This is a genomic window from Jeotgalibacillus haloalkalitolerans (genome assembly GCF_034427455.1).
GTDB classification, from domain to species: Bacteria; Bacillota; Bacilli; order Bacillales; family Jeotgalibacillaceae; genus Jeotgalibacillus; species Jeotgalibacillus haloalkalitolerans.
Window position 1 is genome coordinate 974,127 of the sequence record NZ_JAXQNN010000001.1, and the last position, 24,133, is coordinate 998,259.

The following is a 24,133-nucleotide window of genomic DNA, read 5'->3' on the forward strand; positions in this document are numbered from 1 at the left end:
CCAGTGGAGGGATCAACAATGGACGTACAACGAATCGGCCGTGCCGCTGAGACAAATAAAACACAAAAGAAAGAACAAGTTGCGAAAGAATCGGTTTCATTCCAGGATGTTATGTCAAAAAAGCGTACAACAACGCTATTGGATAAACTTACAGCTATGAGTGCAGAAATTGAAGACCAGGGTAAGAAGCTTGCAGATTCCAGAACAGTAGAAGACCTGCGTAAATATAAAGGTCTTGTAAAGAAGTTCATGGAAGAAGCTGTTAACAACGGTCTCCAGCTTGAAGACCAGCGTGGATTCAACCGCAGAGGCCGCACAAAAGTCTATAAAATCGTCAAAGAAATTGATACGAAACTGATTGACCTGACAAACCAGGTCCTTGATAAAGAAAAGAAAGGCCTTGCTATCCTAGGGACAATTGGGGAAATTCAGGGGCTGATTATAAATGTCTATTCTTAAGACTTCATAACTGCAGAATGTTTCCGATATATAAGGTGATGGTTATTGAAGAGAGGGTCTGTCCCTGCCTTCACACTACCTCCACCTTAAAACAGGAGGATCAAGATGACTCAACAATCAATTAAATCCATTCTTCATCAGCAGCTCAAGCTGCATAAAAGCCTGCTTGAACTGGCAAAGCAAAAGACTGCTGTAATTAAGGAAAATAACCTTGATCAGTTGAATCAGTTAATTAAAGATGAACAAAAACATATTCAGGCGATCAGTGCTTTGGAAACGAAGCGCCAGCAGCTAAATACACTGGAAGATCTTCAGGCAGAAAAAGGTGAACTGCTACATGTCATCATTGAGCTGAAATCAGTGAATGAACTGAATCAGGATTTGCTGACTCAATCGATGCAGCTCGTTTCACTCAACCTTGACATGCTGATGCCGCAGCCTGATTCGATCAATTATTCAAAAGAAGATAGCGATGACGACCAGCCTGTCAGGTCTATGTTTGACTCGCAGGCCTGACCATTAGGGAGGAACAACAATGCGTTCTACATTTATGGGACTTGAAACAGCAAAACGTGCGCTTTTTACACAGCAAAGCGCATTACATACAACGGGACACAATATCGCCAATGCGAATACGCCGGGGTATTCAAGACAGCACGTGAATTTCGGTACGACTACTCCGTTCGCACCTGCAGCAATGAACCGTCCGCAGCTTCCCGGCCAAATGGGAACTGGTGTTGAAGCGAACTCAATCCAGCGTGTGAGAGATTCATTCCTTGATATTCAATACCGTCAGGAGTCAAATAAACTTGGCTACTGGGATTCAAAATCAAGTGCCATCAGCGAGATGGAAAACATCGTGAATGAACCAACGACAAATGGGCTTGGGGCTGTTATGGGTGAATTCTGGCAGTCACTTCAGGATCTATCGGTCTACCCTGAGAATGACGGAGCGCGAAATGTTGTTCTAGAGCGTGGACAGTCAGTCGTTGACACATTCCATTATCTGAATGACTCACTGAATCAGATCAAAGATAATATTGGAAATGAAATCAGTGTATCACTGGATAGTGTGAATTCATTACTTGCTCAAATTGCGAGCGTGAACAGCCAGATCAGTGATGTAGAACCTCACGGGAATATTCCGAATGACCTCTACGACCGCCGTGATGCGCTGGTGGATGAACTATCAGGATATATCGATATCCGGGTTACTTCAATTAAATCTGAAGGCGATCCTGCTGATGAAGCAGAAGGTCTTTATAATATCAGCATTGTCGGTGCAAATGGCAGGGAAGAAATACTTGTTGCCAATAAAGACTACAATCAGCTTGGCTTTTCAAATGGAAGTGGAAAGCTGACGACATCTACACCTGATGACATCAGTCAGATTGCGATTTTCTCAAGCACTGGGAAAGAAATTGAATCAAAAAAGCTTTCAATCTCTGATGCAAATGGGAATCCGCTTTTTTCTCAGGGGAAGATCAGAGGATTAATAGAATCATATGGTTATAGCTATCAGGATAGCACCGGAACTACTCAGGTTAAAGGAACATATCCTGAAATGCTGGATAATCTTGACCGCCTGGCTTATTCATTCTCCCAGACTTTTAATGCTGTACACGAAAAAGGAATTGATCTTCAGGGGAATTCCGGTCAACAATTCTTTGGAGACCTGGGCGGAGATCATGAAAATGCGTCGAAGCTGATTTCAATGAGCGATATTACATCGAAGGAAATCGCTGCTTCGACAACGACAAATGCTGATGGTGAAGTAAATGCAGGAGACGGTAAAAATGCAGTCAACCTATCAAACATTCAAAACTGGCTGATGAACGAAACGGTCACACTGGATGGTTTTGACGGAGCAGAGTCAATTAATCTCAATGACTACAATCGCCTCGAAACAGCTTCTATGAACTCTTTTTATGAAGGGGTTATTGGTAAGCTGGGTGTTCAGGGACTTCAGGCAAACCGTCTTGCAGGAAACAGTGAGATCCTCAGACAGTCAGTTGAGGAAAAAAGAATGTCAGTCAGCTCTGTCTCTTTAGATGAAGAAATGACAAACATGATCCAGTTTCAGCACGCTTATAATGCAGCTGCAAGAAACATTACAATGGTCGATGAAATGCTTGATAAAATCATTAACGGCATGGGCTTAGTCGGCAGATAAGGAGTGAACTAAATGCGCGTAACACAATCAATGCTTTCAAGTAACATGCTGCGCAACCTGACGCAGAGCTATGAAAAAATGGGCAGACAGCAAGAGCAAATCGCGACGCAGAAGAAGATTTCACGTCCATCTGATGATCCCGTTGTCGCAATGAAAGGTGTCCTTTATCGTCGTAACCTGACAGAGGTGGAGCAATACAAACGTAACTTCTCAGAAGCATATAACTGGGTGGAAAATGCTGATTCATCACTTGATAAAGCGAACCAGGCAATGCAGAGACTGCGTGAACTGCTTGTTCAGACTTCAAACGATACGTATGATGCCGATCAGCGAAAAGCAACACGCGCTGAAATTGAGCAGTTGAAAGAGCACATCGAAGAAATCGGCAACACAAAGTTCGGTGACAAGTATTTGTTTAACGGAACTGATACTACGAATAAACCGCTTGATGTAGCAAATGGTGTATATCCGGAAAATAATGAATCGGTTGAGATTGAACTATCAAAAGGTGTTCATATTAAAGTGAATATTGATGGTACATCTGTATTTTCTCAGGAAATGTTTGATGATATTGATAACATCATTGCAACCCTTGAAGATGAGAATTCAACCGGTGATGATATTAATAACTTTATAACAAATATGGATACTCATATGACAAACCTGTCAAACGAACGTTCATCACTCGGTGCAAGATATAACCGGATTGAACTGATGGACTCACGCGTGAGTGAGCAGGAAGTCATTGCAACCCGCGTGATGTCTGATAATGAAGATATTGATTTTGAGAAAGTGATTACAGATATGAAGGTGCAGGAGAGCGTGCATCGTGCGGCGCTGAGTGTGGGTTCAAGGATTATTCAGCCTTCGCTGATGGATTTTCTTAGATAAAAAAGGGGGATAACCAATGAACATTCCTCAAATACAAATTAATCAGACCCATGCAAAAATCGGAATGGAATCACCCAGAGGACAGCAGCAGATCGAACAGCCTCAGGCAGTGCTTGACCTGAAGCAGACTCCATCTGAACTGAGCATCACAACGACTAAAGGCAGGCTGACAATTGACCAGACAGAAGCCTGGGCGTCGATGGATATCAAACCTATATCTCGCCGAATTCGTGAATGGGCTGCTGAAGGAAATCAGGATGTATTAAAGGGCATGCAGCGTGTTTCAGCAGAAGGTGATGAACTGATGAAAATTGAAAATGGCGGCGATCCGATCAAGTCAATTGCAAAAAGGAACTATGAAGGTCAGCCTCCTTCGTTTAACATTGGTTTTATTCCACCCCCATTCAGTGTGAAAATGAATTATCGCCCTGGCACAACTAATATCCAATTCACTGAAGGCGGAGTGGAAAACAATACACGTGCACAAAAACCGAGAATCAGTTACACCCCACAGGAAGTAAAAATTCACATGCAGCAGCTGAACTCAATCAGCTTCAGCGTTGTGAATGAGGAAATCTAAAATAGGAGCTGTTTGTTCCATGAAGATCGAAACAAAGTACCACGGTGAAATCGAACTGAATGAAAAAGACATCTGGCATTTTGAAAAAGGCATTCCGGGTTTTGAGGATGAAAAGCAGTTTACTGTTCTTTCGTTTGAAGGTAATGAGGTATTTTTCGTCCTGCAATCCGTGAATACACCGTCACTTGGGTTTATTATCAGTAACCCTTTTTCATTTTTTAAAGAATATGAAATTAAACTTGATGACGCAGTTACTCATGCATTAGCGCTTGAAAAGCCGGAAGATTCAATGGTAAACGTCATCCTGACGGTAAGAGAACCATTCAATGAATCAACCGCTAACCTGCAGGCACCACTCGTTTTTAATCTGGAAAACAAAAAGGCCAAGCAAATTATTCTCAATGACTACTCCAGAAAACAGCCCGTCGCAGCGGCTGCGACAAAGGAGTGATCCCATGTTAGTGCTGACGAGAAAAACCGGTGAAGCGATTCGAATTGGTGATGATATTGAAATTACAGTACTTTCAGTGCAAGGTGATCAGGTGAAGCTCGGGATAGATGCGCCGAAGCATGTCGATATACATAGGAAGGAAATTTTCCTGGCGATTCAGCAAGAGAATGAAGCAGCAAATAACACGGTAGATTTAACAAAATTATTTTCAACAGACTGATCCGCACATTGATGCGGATTTTTTTTGTAAAAAAATATAAAAAAGTTAAATAATTCGAATGTGTGCCGATATTACTGTTGTAAGCAGGGAATTCAGGGCGGCCGACCTTTAGAACTTGCTATAAAAAATACCGTTCACAAGGAAGTGAATGGGTAAACTCAGGGAGGAAATTAATAATGATTATTAATCACAATTTAAATGCAATGAATTCACACCGTCAGATGGGCGTTAATATGAACCAAGGTGCAAAAGCAATGGAGAAGTTATCATCAGGAATGAGTATCAATCGTGCTGGTGATGATGCAGCTGGTCTTTCTATTTCTGAAAAAATGCGTGGACAAATTCGCGGTTTGGAACAAGCATCACGAAATGCACAGGATGGTATTTCACTAATTCAAACAGCTGAAGGAGCACTGAATGAGACTCATGCAATATTACAACGTATGCGTGAACTTGCAGTCCAGGGAGCAAATGATACAAATGCTGCTGAAGATAGAGTAGCTATTAAGGCTGAATTAGATGAATTAAGCGCAGAAGTTGATAGAATCGCAGCTGATACTGAATTTAATACTCAAAACTTAGTAGGAGCTGCTGGTGCTGGTGTTGGTACCGTAAGTATTCAAACAGGTGCGAATTCTGCTAATTCAACGATCGATATTACGTTATCTGATATGACTGCTGGCACACTTGGTGTAGGTGCAGCTGCTTTAGTAGTTGATACTAATGCTAATGCTAATACTACTATTGATTCTATTCAAGGTGCTATTGATTCTGTATCTGCTTACCGTTCAGAACTAGGAGCAACTCAAAATCGTCTTGAACATACTATCAAGAACCTTGATAATGGTTCAGAAAATTTACAAGCGGCAGAATCGCGTATCCGTGATACTGACATGGCTAAAGAAATGATGGAGTTTACTCGCTCTAACATCCTAAATCAAGCTTCTCAAGCTATGCTTGCTCAAGCAAATCAACAGCCACAAGCTGTATTACAATTACTTCGTTAATTTAATTTCAAAGTAAAGAGACTCTAGTTGACTAGGGTCTCTTTTATCTTTATGCAAGTCCATCAATACATTCGCTTAGCTGTTAGAAAACATTCTATCGCATCAACTATAGTCATTTGATAATATAGTTAACGCGATGAAAAAAATGTATCGTCATATTTGCTCATACAAGTTACAAAGGCTTTTGGCGATGAACGATAAAAATACGACAAAATAAAAATTTTAAAACAGTTAAATATCTTGTCGAGGTGCCGATATAACTACTGTAAACAGTTTATAAAGGGCGGCCGACCTCTATGAACTGTTATAAAACTTACCGTTCACAAGGAAGTGGATGGCTATACTCAGGGAGGAAATTTACAATGATTATTAATCATAATCTAAATGCAATGAACTCACACCGTCAAATGGGTGTAAACATGAACCAAGGTGCCAAAGCAATGGAGAAGCTTTCATCAGGTATGCGAATCAATCGTGCTGGTGACGATGCTGCAGGGCTTTCAATTTCAGAAAAAATGCGTGGACAAATTCGTGGTTTAGAGCAAGCTTCTCGTAATGCACAGGATGGAATTTCACTCATTCAAACAGCTGAAGGTGCTTTAAATGAAACACATGCGATTTTACAACGCATGCGTGAACTAGCGGTTCAAGGAGCAAATGATACTAATGCTACTGAAGATAGAACTGCAATTAAGGCTGAATTAGATGAATTAAGTGCAGAAGTAGATCGAATTGCAGCTGATACTGAATTTAATACTCAAAACTTAGTAGGTACTGATGGTGCTACTGTGGGTACTGTGAGTATTCAAACAGGTGCGAATTCTGCAAACTCAACGATTGATATTACATTATCTGATATGACTGCTACTACTCTTGGTGTAGATACAGGTTCTCTATTAGTTGACGATAATACTAATGCTAATGCTACAATAGATGCTGTTCAAGGAGCTATTGATAGTGTCTCTGCTTATCGTTCAGAACTAGGGGCAACTCAAAACCGTCTAGAGCATACAATCAAAAACCTTGAAAATGGGTCAGAGAACCTACAAGCGGCAGAATCGCGTATCCGCGATACCGATATGGCTAAGGAAATGATGAACTTTACTAGAACAAATATCCTTAACCAAGCTTCTCAGGCAATGCTTGCTCAGGCTAACCAGCAGCCGCAAGCTGTATTACAATTACTTCGTTAATTTTATATTCAAATTTAGAGAGACTCTGGTTAGACTGGAGTCTCTTTATATATTTAAAGAATAGATTCTATATATCCATAAAAGATAATGATTACAAAAAAAGAATGTAAAATTGTATTTGTATTTAGAGAATTCCTAAACAATATGATAGGAATTATAGCTAACATAGGTTATTGTTACTTTGTTTAGAGTTTTTTAGTACATAAATATCATAAAATTTTATTTAAAAAATCTTTTTAATTACTGCCTGTAAATCTTCATCTTATTTTTAAGTCGAGTAGCCTAGTTGCTATTGAAAAAATGCGAGCCCTAAGCCTTTACTTCTATTTTGGAAGTAGGGGCGATTTTAATTTTAGGTGAAATAATGACAGAAGACAGTTTGTCTACAAAAATCATTAGTACTAAAGATAAACAGGGATTATCCGATATTTAAAATATAACCCTCAAGGAGATGGAAATATGAACAGGATCGGAGAGATTAGCAGCAGCAGAGATTTTCAACAGATGGGTCAGACATCATCAGTTACTCAAACTGAAGCGATTGTGAAGCATACTAAGGAAATAGCGAAAGAGTTAAGCAGTCAAAGTCAGAGACCCAAGGAAGAGCAGCTAGAGCAAGCTGTGCAAGGGTTGAATAATTTACTCAAGCCTTATGATTCTCATTTGAAGTTTGAGTATCATGAAGACCTGGGAGAATATTACGTAACGATTGTTGATGATGTTTCAAAAGAAGTAATTAAAGAAATTCCTTCAAAAAAACTGTTGGATTCCTACGCTGCGATGGCTGATTTTCTTGGAATCCTGATGGATCAGAAAGCATAGGAGTGAGAGTATGCGTATTGGCGGATTAGCAAGTGGAATGGATATAGATTCAATCGTGAAAAATCTAATGATGGCTGAACGAATGCCCTTAGATCGAATGAAGCAGGATAAACAGATTCTTGAATGGCAGCGTGATGATTATCGTGCGATGAATGCTTTAATGCTTGATTTCAGAAATAAATTGTCTGACATGAGATTTACAACGAATTATCGTGCACGAACAGTGTCAACATCTGATGATACTCGAGTAACTGCAACAGCATCAAGCGCAGCAGCACAGGGATCCTACTCCATCACTAAAGTAGATAAACTTGCTTCTGCGGAAACATGGGTTACAACTACAAGTATTAATAGTGATAACTCCACTCCTGTAGATGGTTCAAAATCTATTAAATCTCAGGAAAATTTATTTGCGAATTCATTGACGTGGCAGACTGGTGCTGTCGGTTCTCAAACCATCACGGCTAACGGGACAGATCCTGTAAAGTTAAACCTTCACACAAATGAAACGATTGTTAATAGTGAACTAAGCAAGATGAGTGTACAAGTGAATGGTAAGTCTTATAAAGTAGTTGCTGCCGGGAATCTAGAAGGTGCTGCAAATCAGGTAACAATCAGTGCAAACGGTGAACTATCTTTCAGCAGTGATGTGCAGATTTCTTCAGGTGCTTCTGTAAAAGTTGATTACGTTACGAATCAGAAAGTCCAGGAGGGTACCTTAAAAGAAGGTGCTGCAACATATAGTCTTAGCAAGAAGAACCTCGCAGAAGATGGTTTTACAGTAAGTCTAGACGGCGGCGCTGGTGTCTCTATTTCCAACGTAACTGGTAATATCGGTACACTTGATGGTATTGGTGAAATTAACCTTGATACAGGGGTTATTACATTTAATGATGGTGTTGTTTCTGCTGATATGTCAATTCGTGTGAATTATAAGCAGGAATACACGAGCTTCTCAGCTGGTGCATACAACTCCACATCAGGCGCTTCACCAGTTACTGAGAATTTTTTAATTGAATCATCACAGTCATTAAATCAGGTGTTTTCAAGAGTAAATTCGAGTAAAGCCGGTATCTCTATGCTTTTAGATGAGACAACGGGTCAGCTTTCAGTCATGAAAAAAGAAACCGGTGATTACAATACGAGTGGAAATGATATTCAACTTGAAGGTGATTTGGCAGGTTTACTCAACCTTGATTCATCAACCGTTACACAAGGGTCTGATGCGGAGTTTACGATTAATGGACTTGCAACAACAAGGAAGTCCAACACGTTTACGATGAGTGGGGTTACTTTTACCCTGAAGCAGACGTTTGATGAAACTGAAACTCCGGCAGGTCTAACTGTAAATAACGATGGAAACCAAGTGTTTGATAACATTAAAGAATTTGTAGAAAATTATAATACACTAATCGGTGGTATTAGTCTAAAAACTTCTGAAGAACGTTATCGTTCATTCCAGCCATTGACAGACGAACAGCGTGGTGAAATGTCAGAGAAACAGCAGGAGCAGTGGGACGAAAAAGCGAAAAGCGGTTTAATCAGAAGAGACCCAATTCTGACTGGTGCACTTTCTTCTATGAGAAATGATTTTTATTCTCCTGTTACGAATTCTGATACTGATCCAATGATGAGACAGTTAGCTTCAATTGGTATTACAACCACCTCAAATTATATTGAAGGTGGTAAACTCGAAATCAACGAAGCAAAATTAAAAGCAGCAATTAATAATAATCCAGAAGCAATAGAAGCTATGTTTATTGGAGGTAATAACAATACAAATGACAGTGAAAAAGGAATCATCCACCGCTTACATGATACTGCAACTGAAACTATGGATCGTCTACGTACTAAAGCAGGGAATGAATTCTCCACATTACAAAATTATTCGCTTGGTAAAAGTATTGTAAATGTTGATGAACGAATTCAACGTTTTGAAGATCGTCTCATACAGGTGGAAGATCGTTATTGGGCTCAGTTCACAGCAATGGAAAAAGCGGTAAGTCAGGCAAATTCACAGGGTATGTATCTTATGAGTCAACTGGGCATGGGTGGTCAGTAATTGTACAAGGAGTGTTTTAAATGGTGAAAAACCCACAGCAGGCGTATGCAAACAATTCAGTAAATACAGCTTCACCAGGCGAATTAACGTTAATGCTCTATAACGGTTGTCTTAAGTTCATTAAGCAGGCAGAGATTGCGATGGAGCAAAAAAATGTTGAACAAAAGAATATTAATATACAAAAAGCCCAAGCGATTTTAAGAGAACTGTCGATTACATTAAAAACAGATCAGGAGATCGGTAAAAACATGCTTGCTCTTTATGATTTTTTAATCAGCCGCCTGATTGAAGCAAATATTCAAAATAATATAGAGATCCTCACTGAAGTTAGTGGATTTGTTGCACAGTTCCGTGACACATGGAAAGAAGTAATCCAGACAAACAGAAAGCTTCAGCAAGTAGGTGCAGGCGGTAGAGTCTGATGTCATTAGCAATTTGTCACCGAATTACAAGAGAGTTATTTGATGTTGTGAACGAACAGGCTGATACCGAACGAGACGAAATCATTGAAAAAGTCACTTCTCTTTTAAATGAAAGGGAAGTGATTCTGGCGCAAGTTCAAAAACCGGTTACTCCTGAAGATGAAGTACTGGCACGGGAAATTATTCAGTGGAATAAAGTGATTGAAGCAGAACTTGCAAATATTAAACTGGATATACAGAAAAAGATTAAACAGACCGGTGATAAAAAACAAACCGCAGCGAAGTATAATAACCCGTATGCCAATGCTGAAGCTAAAGATGGCATTTATTACGATAAGCGGAATTGATGGGAGCAGGTTATATGGATATTGCGGCACCATCAATTGCACTCAGCACTTCTAGAGTTCAACAGGCCACTTCTTTCGCTTTAATGAAAGAGACAATGGATCACACACAGCAGGGAGCGAACTCATTGATTAGTATGATGAGTTCAGAAAGTACAAAGGCAGTTCAGCATGCTGCTCAGCCGCATTTAGGCAGTCATGTTGATGTGAGTGGTTGAGTGGAGGGCATCTCTTTGGGAGGTGTCTTTTTAGTTTGAAATTAGGTTAGAAGGCTGGCTTTCTTATCAGGACAACCTATGTGTGCCGATATGGCTGATACAGCATTCAGATGTGATGACGCATACCTCGATGCTCACTTTACCAACCTCAACCCGGGTGTGTCGCTACTTCAAACAGAATCATACATACGTCGATGGTTTCCATGCGCACCTGGGCAGTGTAGGTAGTGAAGGAAGGGACAGACCCTCCCTTCGCAAAGTGAAACTTTTATACCAAAAATCATTCACAAATAAGCCTTAATACCCGATAATAAGACTATACATATAGCAAGATGGGGGTTAATAATTTGAAGATTAAAGGGAAATTGATCACGTCGTATTTGGTTATTGCAGGACTTTTGATCCTGCTTGGGGTTGTAAGCGTGTTGTCTTTGAATCAGGTGAATGAGAATGGAAAAAGTATGTATGCGGATCAGCTTGTGCCGGTTTCGATTGTGGCGGATTTGACGAGGATGACGGAGAATACGCGTGTGCAGATGTCGAGTGCCGTGCTGCTTGAGAGTCCCCGTATGACACAGACTGCTGTGCAGAATATGGATCAGGTGGATACGCTTGTGGATATGTTATGGGCGACGAATCCGGGTCCTGTTATATCTGATTCTCTGACCAGTTTTGAAGAAAATTGGTCGGTATACAGGGAATCTGTGGAAAGGAATATTCCGATAATTGAGGCTGGAGATTATGATGAAGCTGCGCAGGGAATTGGTGCATCCGGTTCTGTTTTTGCGATGGCCCAGACGGATCTGATTGATATGAAGACCCGTAGTGTTGGGGTGGCGGATCAGCTGAATTTGGAAAATGAAGAGATTTTTGAAACGAATCAGTTAATCATTTTAGTCATCAGTGGTGCCGCTTTACTTGCCGCCATTGCAATCGGTATTTTTATGGGACGTGCAATCGGCAGTCCGCTGAAGCGCGTGGCATCACGCATGGAGCATGTATCCAACGGTGATCTGTCGCATGACACGCTCGTTTCTAAGCGAAAAGATGAAATCGGTACACTTGTTGCCGCGACAAATAAAATGCAGGAAGACCTGAAAACAGTGGTCAGTAAAATTGCTGCAGCAACTGAAAATGTGTCTGCTCAAAGCGAGGAGTTGACGCAATCTGCAAATGAAGTGCGTGAAGGCAGTCAGCAGATTGCGGTGACGATGCAGGAAATTGCTTCCGGAACTGAAGCACAGGCGACAAATGCCGGCTCACTTTCTGAAACAATGGAAGTATTTTCAGGGAAGATTCAGGATACGACACAGCAAAGTGAAAAGGTTTCGAATCGTTCACGCACCGTCATGACAAGTGCTGAAGAAGGATCACAGATGATGGAATCCTCCATTCAGCAGATGATAGTGATTGATCAGGTCATGACTGAAGCGGTTGGCAAAGTGCGAGGTCTTGATCATCAGACAAATGAAATATCAAAGCTTGTCGGTGTGATTCGTGAGATTGCCGAGCAGACCAACCTTTTAGCACTGAATGCAGCCATCGAAGCAGCACGTGCAGGTGAGCAGGGGAAAGGATTTGCAGTGGTGGCAGATGAAGTCCGTAAGCTTGCCGAGCAGGTAGCGAACTCTGTAAATGATATCACCGGTTTTGTAAATGGCATCCAGACTGAATCACGCAGCGTCGTCAGTTCACTTGAGCAGGGGTATGAAGAAGTCAATGAGGGAACGAAACAGATTGCGGTGACTGGTGAGCGATTCAATGAAATTAACGGATCAATCAGGGATATGATTCAGATGGTGGATCAGATTACGGATAACCTGCAGGATATTTCAAATGGCAGTCAGTCAATGAATGCCTCTGTTCAGGAGATTGCTTCTATATCACAGGAATCTGCAGCCGGTGTTGAAGAAGCTGCCGCATCGAGTGAGCAGTCACTTAGTACAATGGAGACGATTTCTGCGAGTGCAGAAGAGCTTGCAGGGCTTGCAGAAGAGCTGGCTGGTGAGGTAAGAAAGTTTAAGTTGAATGCATGATCAGGAATCCGGGGCTAGGGGGAGCTCCGGGTTTTTTATGTTTTTGCTGGATGACGTGTAGGGTAAATTGAGGTAGGTTCACGCCTTGTCGACGTAGCGATACACCTGGGTTGAGTGCTGTTCATATGCAATTGAAGTATGTTCCACTTTATTTGAGTGCGGTGCCCACCCTGTTGATGACTTTAAGAAACTAAAAGCCTGTTTCCTAAGTGAACGAATAGGATGAGGGAGTCGAACGTTGTATTTTAGCTGTCTACGTAGGTGAATTGGGCTGTGATGTAGCGATACACCCGGGGTGAGAGCAGTGATTTTCCTATTCACTGCGCTACACTCCTGTATCTGCGGCTGTTGATCTCCTTGTTCAGTGCTTATCACTCGCCGATTGTGACAGACAGCCACATTTTTTGTCGCAAAAGTCTGAAAATACATTCGACAAATCCTCCTATTTTCCTACAAATGGTATATAATAGAGCCATTACCAGCAGGAGGTGGAGTGATGGGTCTTTTTGAAAGATTGATGAAGGGTGCTGAGGAGTCAGCTGATACTGCTGAAGTCACAAGTTCATTTAGAGTGAGCCAGGAGCAGATTAATGAGCTCGGCGCTTTTGCTAAGACTGCACTTTGGACGTTGGATATTCAAACAGGACGCGTTACCAGCTGTACACGCAGTATTGAGGAAATTTCGGGTTATGCTGCAGAACTGTTTTTGTCTGATGAGCTGAAATGGGAGCACCTAATTCAAAAAGAATTCCATCAATTATACCTTGAAAAACAGAAGCTGCTGAAATCAGGTGAGCCGGTTCAGAGTGAATATCAGATTAAAGATAAAGAAGGAAATCTGCGCTGGATCAGTGATAAAGTGATTCCCGAGTTAAATGACGCGGGCGAACTGATTGGCATATACGGTGTGCTGATGGATATGACGGAAGAGAAAACGCGTGAAATAAAAGAGGCGTTTGATGCTGATCATGAAAAGCTGACGGGACTGCCAAATCAACAGAAATTGTTAAAAGATCTGGACGTAAAAATGAAATTGAGTCAGCCGTTTACAATTTTGACGCTGAAGCTTGACCGGATGACGCTTGTATCTGACGTGATTGGGCGGAAAACCGGTAAAAAAGCTGTTCAGAAAATGGCGGAGCTGCTGGACATTCTCAATGTCGAAAATGCACAAATCTATCATGTGAGGAAGAACGAGTTTATATTTTTATATCACAAAAAATTAAGTGATGAGGAGGCCGTCGAGCAATGCAAAAAGCTGATTGACGGTATTCAGTGCCCCATCATTATTGATAAGCTTGAACTTTACTTTACCGGATTTATCGGTGCAGCCGCCTTCCCGGAAGATGGAACGACTCCATCAGCACTGATTAAAAACGTACATAAAGCACTTTACTATGCGATAGAATCCGGTGTGAATTCATATATGATCCACTCGGAAAATATCAGCCTGGATACATATAAAAGAATTTCCATTGACCGGGATTTGTTTAGGGCAGTGAAAGAAAATCAGTTTGAGCTGAAATTCCAGCCGCTTGTTGAAATTGAGCGAAATATGATTATTGGCGCTGAGGCGTTAATCCGCTGGGATCATCCGGAATGGGGGGTGCTTTCGCCTGATGAATTTCTTGGGCTTGCTGAAAGCAACGGGCTGATCTCTGATATTGATAACTGGGTGCTGGAAGAAGTCTGCCGCAATCTGGATCTCTGGCGACGTCAGAAGGTGCCGCTCGTACCAATCTCTGTGAATCGTTCTGCAAAAAGTTTTCTACAGTTTGATACGCTTGAAAAAATGGTCACACCATTAAGAACTTATGACATTGATCCGGGACTCATCCACTTTGAACTGACAGAATCGTCACTTGTTGAAAATTATGACCGCGTGTCAGCTGTGATCAATCAGCTGAAAGATAGAGGATTCAAAGTGGCGCTCGATGACTTTGGTACCGGTTTTTCATCACTTTTTCATCTGAAGGAATTCCGAGTTCATACCCTTAAAATCGATAAGTCATTTATCGGCAGCCTCCTTGAAGAGCCTGAAAACATGGCCATCACCAGTGCGATTATCCAGATGGCCAAGGACCTTGAACTGAAGGTGACAGCGGAAGGCGTTGAGAATCCGGCGATATTAAAATGGCTGCTGGAACGCGGTTGCGACTACGTTCAGGGTTATTTATACAGTAAACCGATTGCACCAGAAAATATCCGCAAGCTGTTTGCCAGACGCATTTTAAAGCCATTATTCATTGGCGGGGCACATTCAATTGAAAACAGACGGACTTATTTCAGAATCAAGCTGCCATACAAAATGACAGGCGCCATGACAATCACCCAGCTTGCCGGTAAACCTTTATCCATTGGTAAAACACCAATTCTCATCGATAATGTTGGAGGTGGAGGGCTTTCATTTACAGGGAAAATGGAACTGCCCATTCGCCAGGATGTCATGATGAAATTTTATTTTGAAATCAATGGAAAACCATATGAAGTGACGGGACAGTGCAGACGAAAACATGAGGTGAAGGAAAAACTGTATCAGTATGGGGTGGAATTTATCATGAATGAAACTGCCCGTGACCAGTTGATCTCTGCACTGCACGAATTGCAGCTTCATGTAAGAAATCATCCTTACAATCCGCGATATCCACATTTTGAAGATGCGGACCATGAATATTTTCACTCAGGAAAATAGCCTTTCGGGGTTATTTTTTTGTTTAATCAGGAACTATTCAAGCTGCGCAAGGGTTGTATATCCAATCTAAAATCACTGGTATATCTTTATTTCTCAGAATCTTATAAATATTTGTCCAACTCCCTTTCACCGGTGTACAATGTACATACAAATGAAGTGTGTGGAAGGAGTGTGTCGTGTGAAATACCGTCAGTTAGGCAATACAGAACTCAGTTTGAGTGAATTAAGCTTTGGTACGTGGGCGATCGGTGGTGCATGGGGGAAGTCGGATGATCAGGAAGCGCTGCGTTCACTTCATTACGCGATTGACCGCGGTGTGAATTTTTTTGATACGGCTGATGTATACGGTGATGGCCACAGTGAGGAGCTTCTTGCTAAGGCAACGAAAGGTCAGGAATCGAGTATTCATATTGCGACAAAATTTTGCCGTGCCGGTGATATTCATGATCCGAAAACATATGAGATGCAGCAGGTGGAGGCTTATCTGGATGGGAGTCTGAAGCGTCTGGAGCGGGATCGTGTAGATTTGTATCAGATTCATTGCCCGCCAAAGGAAATTCTGGAGGATGGCAGCGTATTTGGTGTGCTGGATCAGCTGCAGGAAAAAGGGAAAATCCGTCATTATGGTGTGAGTGTGGAAACCGTTGAGGAAGGGCTTATCTGTCTGCAGCATCCAAATGTGAAAAGCCTGCAGGTGATTTTTAATATTTTCCGTCAAAAGCCATTAGAGGAGCTGTTTGTTGAAGCAAAGAAAAAGGGTGTAGGGATCATTACGCGTCTTCCGCTTGCGAGTGGTCTGTTAACGAATAAATTTTCGCTGGACCACGAGTTTGAAGAGGACGATCACCGCAGATTTAATGAAAACGGTGAACAGTTCAATGTTGGTGAAACATTTGCGGGGCTTGGTTTTAAAAAGGGTGTGGAGCTGACGAAAGAGCTTGAATGGATTGTTGAAGGCAGAGTCAATATGGCACGTGCTGCACTTCGTTTCATTTTAGATCAGGATGAAGTAACATGTGCGATTCCGGGCTTTAAAAATCAGTCTCAGATTGAAGAAAACCTGCAGGCACTGCACACGCCATCTTTTACAAAGCATGAGTTAAATCAGCTGCATGACTTTTATGCGAAAGAGGTTCATCCTCACATTCGCGGGGCATATTAAGGAAGCATCTGAGTGTGACACAACCCAGTTTTTACCGCAACCATTTCGACAAAAAATTAAAAAATCTTTTACGATTAAGAAGGAGAAAGCAAGGGTAGAGGAGAAATAGGTAGTATAGCTTTTAAGATTCAAAGGAGGAGTTCACATGTTGAATTATAATATCAGAGGCGAGAATATTGAGGTAACTCCAGCAATCCGCGAGTACGTGGAGAAAAAAATCGATAAGCTAGAGCGCTATTTCAACGATACACCTGATGCGAACGTGCATGTTAATCTAAAGGTGTATAACGATAAGCAGACAAAGGCGGAGGTTACAATCCCGATGCCAAGACTGACTCTTCGCGCTGAAGAGCGTCATGAAGATCTGTACGCAGCTGTTGACTTAATCCTAGACAAGCTTGAGCGTCAGATTCGTAAGCACAAAACAAAAGTAAATCGTAAATTCCGTGAAAAAACAAATGAGCCAGAGTTTTTCGCAACAACGGTTGACGCGGAAAACGGCATTGAAGAACTGGAGCCGGTGTCTGTCGGCGCAGATGATGGTGACGAAAGCGAATTCGACATTGTCCGCACAAAGACATTCAACCTGAAGCCAATGGACAGCGAAGAAGCTGTTCTTCAGATGAATATGCTCGGCCACAGCTTCTACGTCTTCACCGACGCTGACTCTAACGGTACAAATATCGTTTACAAGCGTAAAGACGGGAAGTATGGATTGATCGAAACTGAAGCTTGATTGATAAAAGGCGTCCTGCGGGGCGTCTTTTTTGGTTTTGCGGTGTAGCGAATGGCGGGCGACTGGTTGGCCGGTGGATCCGGACAACTTTGGCGGGGATTGCTGCAACTCCGGCGAGGATTGCGATAACTTCCCGGGTGTATCGCGACAACTCCGGCCGAAATTGCTACATCCTGAACGAAAACACAGACAACAAAGGAATTTTCCTCTTCATGCACTTCAATAACAGCCTTTCAGTTTCATAATTGCATGAAGAGTGTGTAGTGAAAGTCAAACAAAAATTTACATAAAAAATGACAGGAGGATTCACATGACAAATAAAGTTGCACTCATAACAGGCGCTTCAAGAGGTCTGGGAAAAAGTATGGCAGTAAAGCTGGCTGAAGCCGGTTTTAAAGTCGTGATCAATTACAACAGTAACCATGAGAAGGCTGAGGCAATCGTTCAGCAGATCAGAAATTCCGGTGGGGAGGCAGTCGCGATTTCAGCTGATGTTACCAGTGAAGAGGCAGTTAAGAAGCTGGTGGCTGATTCGCATGAAGCCTTTGGTCAGCCGATTGAGATTCTTGTGAATAATGCAACCGGTCCGCAGCCTGAGTTGTCCCTTGAAGAAGTCACGTGGGATGATTATCTGGACCAGCTTCACTTTACGGCAAAAGCACCGCTGCTTCTTTTAAAAGAAGTCATGCCTTCCATGAAGAAAAATCAGTGGGGCCGTGTGATTAATATTGGCAGTGAAGTTGTCGAACTGGGCAACCCTGAATTCTCAAATTATGTTACGGCGAAATCGGCCGTGATTGGGATGACCCGTTCCTGGGCAAATGAACTTGGGAAATATAATATCACTGTAAATGCTGTTCATCCTGGTTTTATACCAGTTGAACGTCACGGTGAAGTTACTGAGGAAAGTGCGAGCGGTTATTTGCGGGATGTGCCGTTGAACAGACTGGGGAAACCTGATGAGATCGCAAATATGGTCCGCTTTTTAGCGAGTAAGGAAGCCAGCTTTGTGACGGGGCAGAATATTAATGTGAATGGCGGGAAGACGTTTGGAGTGTAGATGGTAATGCTACGCGCTGGTCTGGAATTGCGAAAAACTTCCCGGGTGTATCGCTACACCATTGGAGTAGATACCTACTGCCCGGACGAAAACACAGACAACAATGGAGACTCTTTCTTCATGCACTTAGGTAACAGTCTTTTAGGTTCTTAAATGCATGAAGAGGGAGTGGTGAAACTAACTGGTGACGGAATATGACAACAGAAAAGTGGGATTGCTACACGCTGGACGGAAATAGCAACAACTTTCCGGGTGTATCGCTACAAGATCAAGCGAAATTACGACAAGACTAACCCGAAATCGCAACAACTTCCCGCCTGAAATCGCCTCCTTTTTGCGTTCTCACGCGCAAGTGTTACAATAATGGGTGATTATTTTAAAAAGGAAGTGCCGAAATGCAGGAAATTGGACGTAATGAACCGTGCCCATGCGGCAGCGGTAAGAAATATAAAAAATGCTGTGCAAATAAAGTAGTAAATATTGAAACCATTTTAGTGAAGGAGCAGATGGACCTTCAGCTTGGTTTCTTAAATGAAGCGATGGCGCCAAAGCAGTCTTCGTTTAAAAAGGATTATGAATATGTGCTTCAGGAAGTCCAGGAAGTGTTCAATGAGCCTCAATTCCTGACTGTATTCCTGACTTATCTTTTCGGGCTGCACGGTCAGCCGTCAAGCTGGGAGCAGTTCCTGGAGGAGCGTACGCCTTCAGTGGAGCGTCCACGCCTGAAAGAATTGCTTGAAAACTGGCAGAAGCCTAAACCGGTTGTGGCAGAAGTGACTGAAATGGAAGAGCTGACGCGTAAAGTGGTAATGAAGGACCTGATCACTGGCGAAACATATGAAGTGACGATTCCCGACTTCCATTCATGGGCACCGATTGATTACATGTTTACACTCCTTCTTCCGTTTGAAGATAAGTGGGTGCCATACGGATTTATGTTCCCGTCAGTATACACGAAAAGTGAAGCAGCTGGGCTGAAATCACGCGTGGAAAAGCTGGCTGAAGACCGCAGCGAGTGGGTTTCAACAGAAGGTGTCGTTGAAGTTATCCGCGCACTGGTTGGCCGTGAACAGGCTGAGGACAACGGTGAATGGATTGACCAGATGACAGCATCACTTTCATCTGATCAGCAAAAAGAAGCACTTCACGAGCTGAAAGCATTCTGGGATCAGCGTGATGAGGACCTTTCCCTATTCGCTTGCCATATCGCCTCAGCTTATTTTGCAGAACATGGGGCAAAAGTGAGAAAGCCCGCGACTTACCTTGCAACCTTCTCTTACTTAATGGCGCAGCATGCAACTGAGCTGCCGATGACGCAGAAAGAAGCAGGAGAAGCGTTTGACGTAACAGCTTCAAGCGTGTCTTCAGCAGCACGTAAGGTTGAAGAGTGGTTTGTTGGTGAGTTGGAGGAATTAAAGAAACAATCATAATTAGAGACGCCGAATGCTTTAATTTAAGCATCCGGCGTTTTTTGTTGAACGTGCCTTGATTGAAGGACATGTTTTTTTAATTGAAGGGGCTATGCTTGTCATCGAAGTAGCTATACACCCGGCTTGAAGTAGGTATGAGCTGCGTTGAGTGTCATGAAAATACAATTGAGTGACATCACAGCCTGATTTACCGTTTTCAGTAGACCCGGGACAGACCCGCTTCTACCCTTTTTGAATCAAAACTAGAATTTTCCCTCAATTTAGACTATAATAAAACGCATTGGTTCGCATTTCGAAATAAAAGGAGCATACATATATGACAACTGATTACTTATATCATCCATTTGCATCCCAGCGGAACACTGTATTTGCGAAGCGCGGGATGGTGGCGACGAGTCAGCCGCTTGCTGCGCAGGCAGGTCTTGAGATCTTGCAGCAGGGAGGCAATGCGATTGATGCGGCGATTGCGACCGCTGCAGCACTGACTGTTGTGGAGCCGACTTCTAACGGGATTGGCGGCGATGCGTTTGCGCTTGTGTGGACGAAAAACAAACTCCACGGTCTGAATGCAAGCGGTCCTGCACCGCAGTCTATTTCAATAGAAGAAATGAAGAAGCGCGGTTATGAGAAGATGCCTGTTTTTGGCGTGGAGCCGGTGACTGTGCCAGGTGTACCGGCTGCTTGGGCTGAGCTTTCTGAAAAGCACGGAAAGCTGCCTTTTGAAAAGCTCATGGCACCTGCGATCCGTTTAGCTGAAGAGGGGTATCCGGTGTCACCTATTCTCGGGAAGTACTGGAAGTCTGCTGCCGAGAAATTCAAGGAAATCTTCAAGGAAGATGTTTATAAACCATGGTTCGATACATTTACACCTGAGGGACGGGCGCCTGAAATTGGTGAGATGTGGTCTTCAAAGGGGCATGCTGAGACGTTAAAAGAAATTGCAGACACGAAAGCGGAGAGCTTTTACAGCGGGGAATTAGCTGATAAAATTGATGCTTATATGAAGGAGCACGGAGGATATTTATCAAAAGAGGACCTTGCAGCATTCAAGCCTGAGTGGGTTGAGCCTGTGTCAGTGAATTACCGCGGCTATGATGTGTGGGAAATCCCGCCGAACGGCCAGGGGATGATTGCCCTGATGGCGCTGAATATTGCACAGGGCTTTGAGTTTGATGAATTCCAGAGTGCGGATACATATCACAAGCAGATTGAAGCGATGAAGCTTGCGTTTACAGATGGAAAAGCGTTTATCACTGAGCCTGAGGATATGCCGATTTCAACAGAAGAGCTTTTATCAAAAGAATATGCGGACAAACGCCGTGAAGTAATCAGTGAAAAGGCGATGGATCCCGAGCCGATGGAGCTCCCAAAAGGCGGTACGGTTTATCTTGCAGCAGCAGATGATGAAGGAAATATGATTTCATATATTCAGAGTAACTATATGGGGTTCGGTTCAGGCGTAGTCGTGCCGGGAACCGGGATTGGGCTTCAGAACAGAGGGCATGATTTCAGTCTTGATGCTGAACATCCGAATGCACTGAAGCCGGGTAAACGGACGTATCATACGATTATTCCGGGATTCCTTACAAAAGACGGGGAAGCAGTCGGTCCGTTTGGCGTGATGGGTGGCTACATGCAGCCGCAGGGTCATTTTCAGGTCGCAGTGAATACAATTGATTTCCATTTGAATCCGCAGGCAGCGCTTGATGCGCCGAGATGGCAGTGGATGAATGGGAAAACAGTTCATGTGGAGCCGCATTTCCCGAACCATTTAGCGCAGGCGCTTGTGCGAAAAGGGCATACGATTCAGGTAACAACAGACGGTGGATCCTTCGGACGCGGACAGATCATCTGGCGCGATCCAGAGACTGGCGTGTTAAAAGGCGGGACAGAATCCCGTACAGACGGACAAATTGCAGCGTGGTGATGAATGTTGGCGAAGAATAAACAGGGCGGTCTGTTCATGGGATTTTTCAGAGTCGGCATCTTCGGCTTTGGGGGCGGACCGTCATCAATTCCACTCGTTCATAAAGAAGTGGTGGAACATTATAAATGGATGAGTGACGAAGAATTTTCAGATGTACTGGCGCTCGGCAATGCGATGCCGGGGCCGATTGCAACAAAAATGGCCGGCTATATCGGCTACCGTGTCGGCGGCGTGCTGGGTATGATCAATGCAGTGTTTGCAACAACTTTTCCATCTGTGGTTGCGATGATTGTCATGCTGATGGCGTTGAACGCGTACCGTGACGTCGCCTGGGTGAATGGTATGTCGCAGGCAGTGGTGCCGGTAGTCGGCGTGATGCTTGCCGTGCTGACCTGGGACTTTGTAAAGAAATCTAAAAGTGCGCTTGGCTGGGGCAGTGCGATTGCGCTGATTCTCGGAAGCTTTGTGCTGCTTGAAATGGCAGGGCTGCACCCGGCGATTTTAATTCTCGGCATTCTGTTGTATGCACTGCTGTTTGGTGGAAAGCGGGGTGCTAAGCAATGATCTATTGGGAAATCTTTTTAGCATTTTTTATACCGGGTATTCTCGGTTACGGCGGGGGTCCAGCTTCAATTCCACTTGTTGAAAATGAAGTGGTGGACCGCTATGGCTGGATGACCACACAGGAATTCTCAGAAGTGCTCGCACTCGGGAACTCTCTTCCGGGCCCGATTGCAACAAAAATGGCCGGTTATATCGGCTATGCAGAAGGCGGAATTTTAGGAGCAGGTGTTGCACTCTTCGCAACGATCGCCCCTTCGTTAATTCTGATGATTGTCCTTCTTGGGCTGATTATGAAGTATAAGGATTCTCCGCGTGTGAAAAAAATGTCCACACTCGTGCGCCCGACGATTGCAGTGCTTTTAGGTGTGATGACATGGGGATTTTTCGCGGATGCGATTGAAGCAACAGGGACTGTGCAGACTGTTGTACTGGCGGCGATCAGCTTTGTTTTGCTGGAACGTTTTAAGGTGCACCCTGCATTTGTCATTGCCGGGGCGCTGGTTTACGGAGCGGTTTTCTTAGGGTAAATAAAAGCATCTTGATATGAGGGAGTGCTGAAAATGACGTATTCAATCGTGGGTTATGATCCTGTAGAAAAAGAATGGGGCGTAGCAACGCAATCAAAATTCCTGGCAGTAGGGGCTGTTGTGCCGCATGCGGTTGCGGGTGTAGGGGCAGTAGCGACACAGTCCTATGCAAACACAACCTACGGGCCGGAAGCGATGACTTATATTATGGCAGGGAAAACAGCTGAAGAAACAATTGAGCTTTTAACAAAAGAAGATGAAGACCGCGTGTACAGACAGGTCGGCATTATTGATAACCAGGGGAATGCCGCTACATATACAGGTGAGCAGTGCTATGACTGGGCCGGCGGGATGACCGGAAAGCATTTTGCCGTGCAGGGGAATATTCTGGTCGAAGGTACCGTTGAATCAATGGCGCGCGCTTATGAAAATGCAGAGGGACAGCCACTCGCCGACAGACTGCTGGCAGCACTTGCAGCAGGTCAGGCTGCCGGAGGGGACTCGCGCGGTCAGCAATCGGCTGCACTGCTGGTTGTAAAAGATAAGGGGGGCTATGGCGGCTTTAATGACCGCTATATCGATCTGCGTGTAGATGATCATACAACGCCTGTTGATGAACTGATCCGGATCTACCGCCTGCACCAGCTCTACTTTGCACCAGCTAAAAAAGAATACATCGTAGCGATCGAAGACGAAGTCGAAAAGAAGCTTGAACTCCAGCTCGTGCGTCACGGCTATCTGAAAGAGGGCATGTCCATTCACAAAGCACTGCGCAACTATCTGCATACAGAAAACTTTGAAATGCGTGAGCAGGCAGAAGGGTATGTGGACATGGAAGTCGTGGAATATATGGAACGGACGTAAACCGGGCGGAGGCCCGGTTTTTTTGTTGTGTAAAAGAGGGGGGAGGATGACGGTTTTTTTACTGAAGTTGTTGCGATTCTGTTTCTGGATGTCGCGATACACAATGTGAGTTGTCACAATCCGCGACCAGGATGCAGCAATCACCCACTTAGGATGTAGTATTCTCACACTAAATCACAGCACCACACCCACTTGATGCCCTTAAGAAACTAAAAGCTTGTTACTCAAGTGCATGCAGGGCATGGTGTAGTGCAAGGGCGTAGATGTCGCTATTCTGGTCAAAGTTGTAACAT

Annotated in this window: 24 protein-coding genes; all 24 read left to right on the forward strand. The window is 43.4% G+C overall.

From position 1 onward, the window contains the following. Positions 1-18: 18 nt before the first annotated feature. Complete coding sequence (locus UFB30_RS04490; RefSeq protein ID WP_322420479.1) at positions 19-459, forward strand: YaaR family protein; 441 nt, start codon at positions 19-21, stop codon at positions 457-459. A 105-nt stretch (positions 460-564) separates the two neighbouring features. Further along, positions 565-975 (forward strand): flagellar protein FlgN, encoded by a 411-nt coding sequence (locus UFB30_RS04495; RefSeq protein ID WP_322420480.1) that lies wholly within the window; start codon positions 565-567, stop codon positions 973-975. Positions 976-994: 19 nt separating this feature from the next. Further along, positions 995-2,632: a flagellar hook-associated protein FlgK gene (gene flgK, locus UFB30_RS04500; RefSeq protein WP_322420481.1), complete on the forward strand. Its 1,638-nt coding sequence runs from the start codon at positions 995-997 to the stop codon at positions 2,630-2,632. 12 nt (positions 2,633-2,644) lie between these two features. Beyond that, positions 2,645-3,523, forward strand: coding sequence for a flagellar hook-associated protein FlgL (gene flgL, locus UFB30_RS04505; RefSeq protein ID WP_322420482.1), 879 nt, complete (start codon positions 2,645-2,647; stop codon positions 3,521-3,523). Between the two features lie 16 nt (positions 3,524-3,539). Next, the gene (locus tag UFB30_RS04510; RefSeq protein WP_322420483.1) at positions 3,540-4,103 is read left to right on the forward strand and encodes a DUF6470 family protein; all 564 of its coding nucleotides are present in this window, start codon (positions 3,540-3,542) and stop codon (positions 4,101-4,103) included. A gap of 19 nt (positions 4,104-4,122) precedes the next feature. Further along, positions 4,123-4,554: a flagellar assembly protein FliW gene (gene fliW, locus UFB30_RS04515; RefSeq protein WP_322420484.1), complete on the forward strand. Its 432-nt coding sequence runs from the start codon at positions 4,123-4,125 to the stop codon at positions 4,552-4,554. Between the two features lie 4 nt (positions 4,555-4,558). Continuing rightward, positions 4,559-4,774: a carbon storage regulator CsrA gene (gene csrA / locus UFB30_RS04520; protein ID WP_322420485.1), complete on the forward strand. Its 216-nt coding sequence runs from the start codon at positions 4,559-4,561 to the stop codon at positions 4,772-4,774. 176 nt (positions 4,775-4,950) lie between these two features. After that, positions 4,951-5,781: a flagellin N-terminal helical domain-containing protein gene (locus UFB30_RS04525; protein ID WP_322420486.1), complete on the forward strand. Its 831-nt coding sequence runs from the start codon at positions 4,951-4,953 to the stop codon at positions 5,779-5,781. A 362-nt stretch (positions 5,782-6,143) separates the two neighbouring features. Continuing rightward, the gene (locus tag UFB30_RS04530) at positions 6,144-6,974 is read left to right on the forward strand and encodes a flagellin N-terminal helical domain-containing protein (RefSeq protein ID WP_322420487.1); all 831 of its coding nucleotides are present in this window, start codon (positions 6,144-6,146) and stop codon (positions 6,972-6,974) included. A gap of 459 nt (positions 6,975-7,433) precedes the next feature. Then, entirely contained in the window at positions 7,434-7,796 is a 363-nt protein-coding gene (gene flaG / locus UFB30_RS04535; protein ID WP_322420488.1) for a flagellar protein FlaG, read from the forward strand. A 10-nt stretch (positions 7,797-7,806) separates the two neighbouring features. Continuing rightward, positions 7,807-9,858 (forward strand): flagellar filament capping protein FliD, encoded by a 2,052-nt coding sequence (gene fliD / locus UFB30_RS04540; protein ID WP_322420489.1) that lies wholly within the window; start codon positions 7,807-7,809, stop codon positions 9,856-9,858. Positions 9,859-9,878: 20 nt separating this feature from the next. Beyond that, complete coding sequence (fliS, locus tag UFB30_RS04545; RefSeq protein WP_322420490.1) at positions 9,879-10,280, forward strand: flagellar export chaperone FliS; 402 nt, start codon at positions 9,879-9,881, stop codon at positions 10,278-10,280. Beyond that, on the forward strand, positions 10,280-10,627 hold the full coding sequence (fliT, locus tag UFB30_RS04550; RefSeq protein ID WP_322420491.1) for a flagellar protein FliT: 348 nt from the start codon (positions 10,280-10,282) through the stop codon (positions 10,625-10,627). The genes fliS and fliT overlap by 1 nt, the downstream gene beginning before the upstream one ends. Before the next feature lie 14 nt (positions 10,628-10,641). Beyond that, entirely contained in the window at positions 10,642-10,842 is a 201-nt protein-coding gene (locus UFB30_RS04555; RefSeq protein WP_322420492.1) for a YjfB family protein, read from the forward strand. A gap of 347 nt (positions 10,843-11,189) precedes the next feature. Further along, positions 11,190-12,878: a methyl-accepting chemotaxis protein gene (locus UFB30_RS04560; protein WP_322420493.1), complete on the forward strand. Its 1,689-nt coding sequence runs from the start codon at positions 11,190-11,192 to the stop codon at positions 12,876-12,878. 496 nt (positions 12,879-13,374) lie between these two features. Then, positions 13,375-15,570, forward strand: a complete 2,196-nt coding sequence (locus UFB30_RS04565) for an EAL domain-containing protein (RefSeq protein ID WP_322420494.1) — start codon at positions 13,375-13,377, stop codon at positions 15,568-15,570. A gap of 178 nt (positions 15,571-15,748) precedes the next feature. After that, positions 15,749-16,732 (forward strand): aldo/keto reductase, encoded by a 984-nt coding sequence (locus UFB30_RS04570; protein WP_322420495.1) that lies wholly within the window; start codon positions 15,749-15,751, stop codon positions 16,730-16,732. A gap of 145 nt (positions 16,733-16,877) precedes the next feature. Continuing rightward, positions 16,878-17,468 (forward strand): ribosome hibernation-promoting factor, HPF/YfiA family, encoded by a 591-nt coding sequence (hpf, locus tag UFB30_RS04575; RefSeq protein ID WP_039811095.1) that lies wholly within the window; start codon positions 16,878-16,880, stop codon positions 17,466-17,468. A 310-nt stretch (positions 17,469-17,778) separates the two neighbouring features. Next, positions 17,779-18,528 (forward strand): SDR family NAD(P)-dependent oxidoreductase, encoded by a 750-nt coding sequence (locus UFB30_RS04580; RefSeq protein ID WP_322420496.1) that lies wholly within the window; start codon positions 17,779-17,781, stop codon positions 18,526-18,528. Positions 18,529-18,923: 395 nt separating this feature from the next. After that, positions 18,924-19,958, forward strand: a complete 1,035-nt coding sequence (locus UFB30_RS04585) for a YecA family protein (RefSeq protein ID WP_322420497.1) — start codon at positions 18,924-18,926, stop codon at positions 19,956-19,958. Positions 19,959-20,274: 316 nt separating this feature from the next. Further along, positions 20,275-21,885, forward strand: a complete 1,611-nt coding sequence (locus UFB30_RS04590) for a gamma-glutamyltransferase family protein (protein ID WP_322420498.1) — start codon at positions 20,275-20,277, stop codon at positions 21,883-21,885. A gap of 36 nt (positions 21,886-21,921) precedes the next feature. Then, positions 21,922-22,449, forward strand: a complete 528-nt coding sequence (locus tag UFB30_RS04595) for a chromate transporter (protein WP_322420541.1) — start codon at positions 21,922-21,924, stop codon at positions 22,447-22,449. After that, positions 22,446-22,976, forward strand: coding sequence for a chromate transporter (locus tag UFB30_RS04600; protein ID WP_039811079.1), 531 nt, complete (start codon positions 22,446-22,448; stop codon positions 22,974-22,976). Before UFB30_RS04595 ends, UFB30_RS04600 begins: the two co-directional genes overlap by 4 nt. Positions 22,977-23,009: 33 nt before the next feature. Next, positions 23,010-23,840, forward strand: coding sequence for a DUF1028 domain-containing protein (locus UFB30_RS04605; RefSeq protein ID WP_322420499.1), 831 nt, complete (start codon positions 23,010-23,012; stop codon positions 23,838-23,840). The last annotated feature ends 293 nt before the right edge of the window (positions 23,841-24,133 follow it).

Bases quoted from the DNA above. Each gene is read 5' to 3' on its own strand.
- UFB30_RS04490 (WP_322420479.1), top strand. From the start codon at position 19: ATGGACGTACAACGAATCGGCCGTGCCGCTGAGACAAATAAAACACAA.
- UFB30_RS04495 (WP_322420480.1), top strand. From the start codon at position 565: ATGACTCAACAATCAATTAAATCCATTCTTCATCAGCAGCTCAAGCTG.
- flgK (WP_322420481.1), top strand. From the start codon at position 995: ATGCGTTCTACATTTATGGGACTTGAAACAGCAAAACGTGCGCTTTTT.
- flgL (WP_322420482.1), top strand. From the start codon at position 2,645: ATGCGCGTAACACAATCAATGCTTTCAAGTAACATGCTGCGCAACCTG.
- UFB30_RS04510 (WP_322420483.1), top strand. From the start codon at position 3,540: ATGAACATTCCTCAAATACAAATTAATCAGACCCATGCAAAAATCGGA.
- fliW (WP_322420484.1), top strand. From the start codon at position 4,123: ATGAAGATCGAAACAAAGTACCACGGTGAAATCGAACTGAATGAAAAA.
- csrA (WP_322420485.1), top strand. From the start codon at position 4,559: ATGTTAGTGCTGACGAGAAAAACCGGTGAAGCGATTCGAATTGGTGAT.
- UFB30_RS04525 (WP_322420486.1), top strand. From the start codon at position 4,951: ATGATTATTAATCACAATTTAAATGCAATGAATTCACACCGTCAGATG.
- UFB30_RS04530 (WP_322420487.1), top strand. From the start codon at position 6,144: ATGATTATTAATCATAATCTAAATGCAATGAACTCACACCGTCAAATG.
- flaG (WP_322420488.1), top strand. From the start codon at position 7,434: ATGAACAGGATCGGAGAGATTAGCAGCAGCAGAGATTTTCAACAGATG.
- fliD (WP_322420489.1), top strand. From the start codon at position 7,807: ATGCGTATTGGCGGATTAGCAAGTGGAATGGATATAGATTCAATCGTG.
- fliS (WP_322420490.1), top strand. From the start codon at position 9,879: ATGGTGAAAAACCCACAGCAGGCGTATGCAAACAATTCAGTAAATACA.
- fliT (WP_322420491.1), top strand. From the start codon at position 10,280: ATGTCATTAGCAATTTGTCACCGAATTACAAGAGAGTTATTTGATGTT.
- UFB30_RS04555 (WP_322420492.1), top strand. From the start codon at position 10,642: ATGGATATTGCGGCACCATCAATTGCACTCAGCACTTCTAGAGTTCAA.
- UFB30_RS04565 (WP_322420494.1), top strand. From the start codon at position 13,375: ATGGGTCTTTTTGAAAGATTGATGAAGGGTGCTGAGGAGTCAGCTGAT.
- hpf (WP_039811095.1), top strand. From the start codon at position 16,878: ATGTTGAATTATAATATCAGAGGCGAGAATATTGAGGTAACTCCAGCA.
- UFB30_RS04580 (WP_322420496.1), top strand. From the start codon at position 17,779: ATGACAAATAAAGTTGCACTCATAACAGGCGCTTCAAGAGGTCTGGGA.
- UFB30_RS04585 (WP_322420497.1), top strand. From the start codon at position 18,924: ATGCAGGAAATTGGACGTAATGAACCGTGCCCATGCGGCAGCGGTAAG.
- UFB30_RS04590 (WP_322420498.1), top strand. From the start codon at position 20,275: ATGACAACTGATTACTTATATCATCCATTTGCATCCCAGCGGAACACT.
- UFB30_RS04595 (WP_322420541.1), top strand. From the start codon at position 21,922: ATGGGATTTTTCAGAGTCGGCATCTTCGGCTTTGGGGGCGGACCGTCA.
- UFB30_RS04600 (WP_039811079.1), top strand. From the start codon at position 22,446: ATGATCTATTGGGAAATCTTTTTAGCATTTTTTATACCGGGTATTCTC.
- UFB30_RS04605 (WP_322420499.1), top strand. From the start codon at position 23,010: ATGACGTATTCAATCGTGGGTTATGATCCTGTAGAAAAAGAATGGGGC.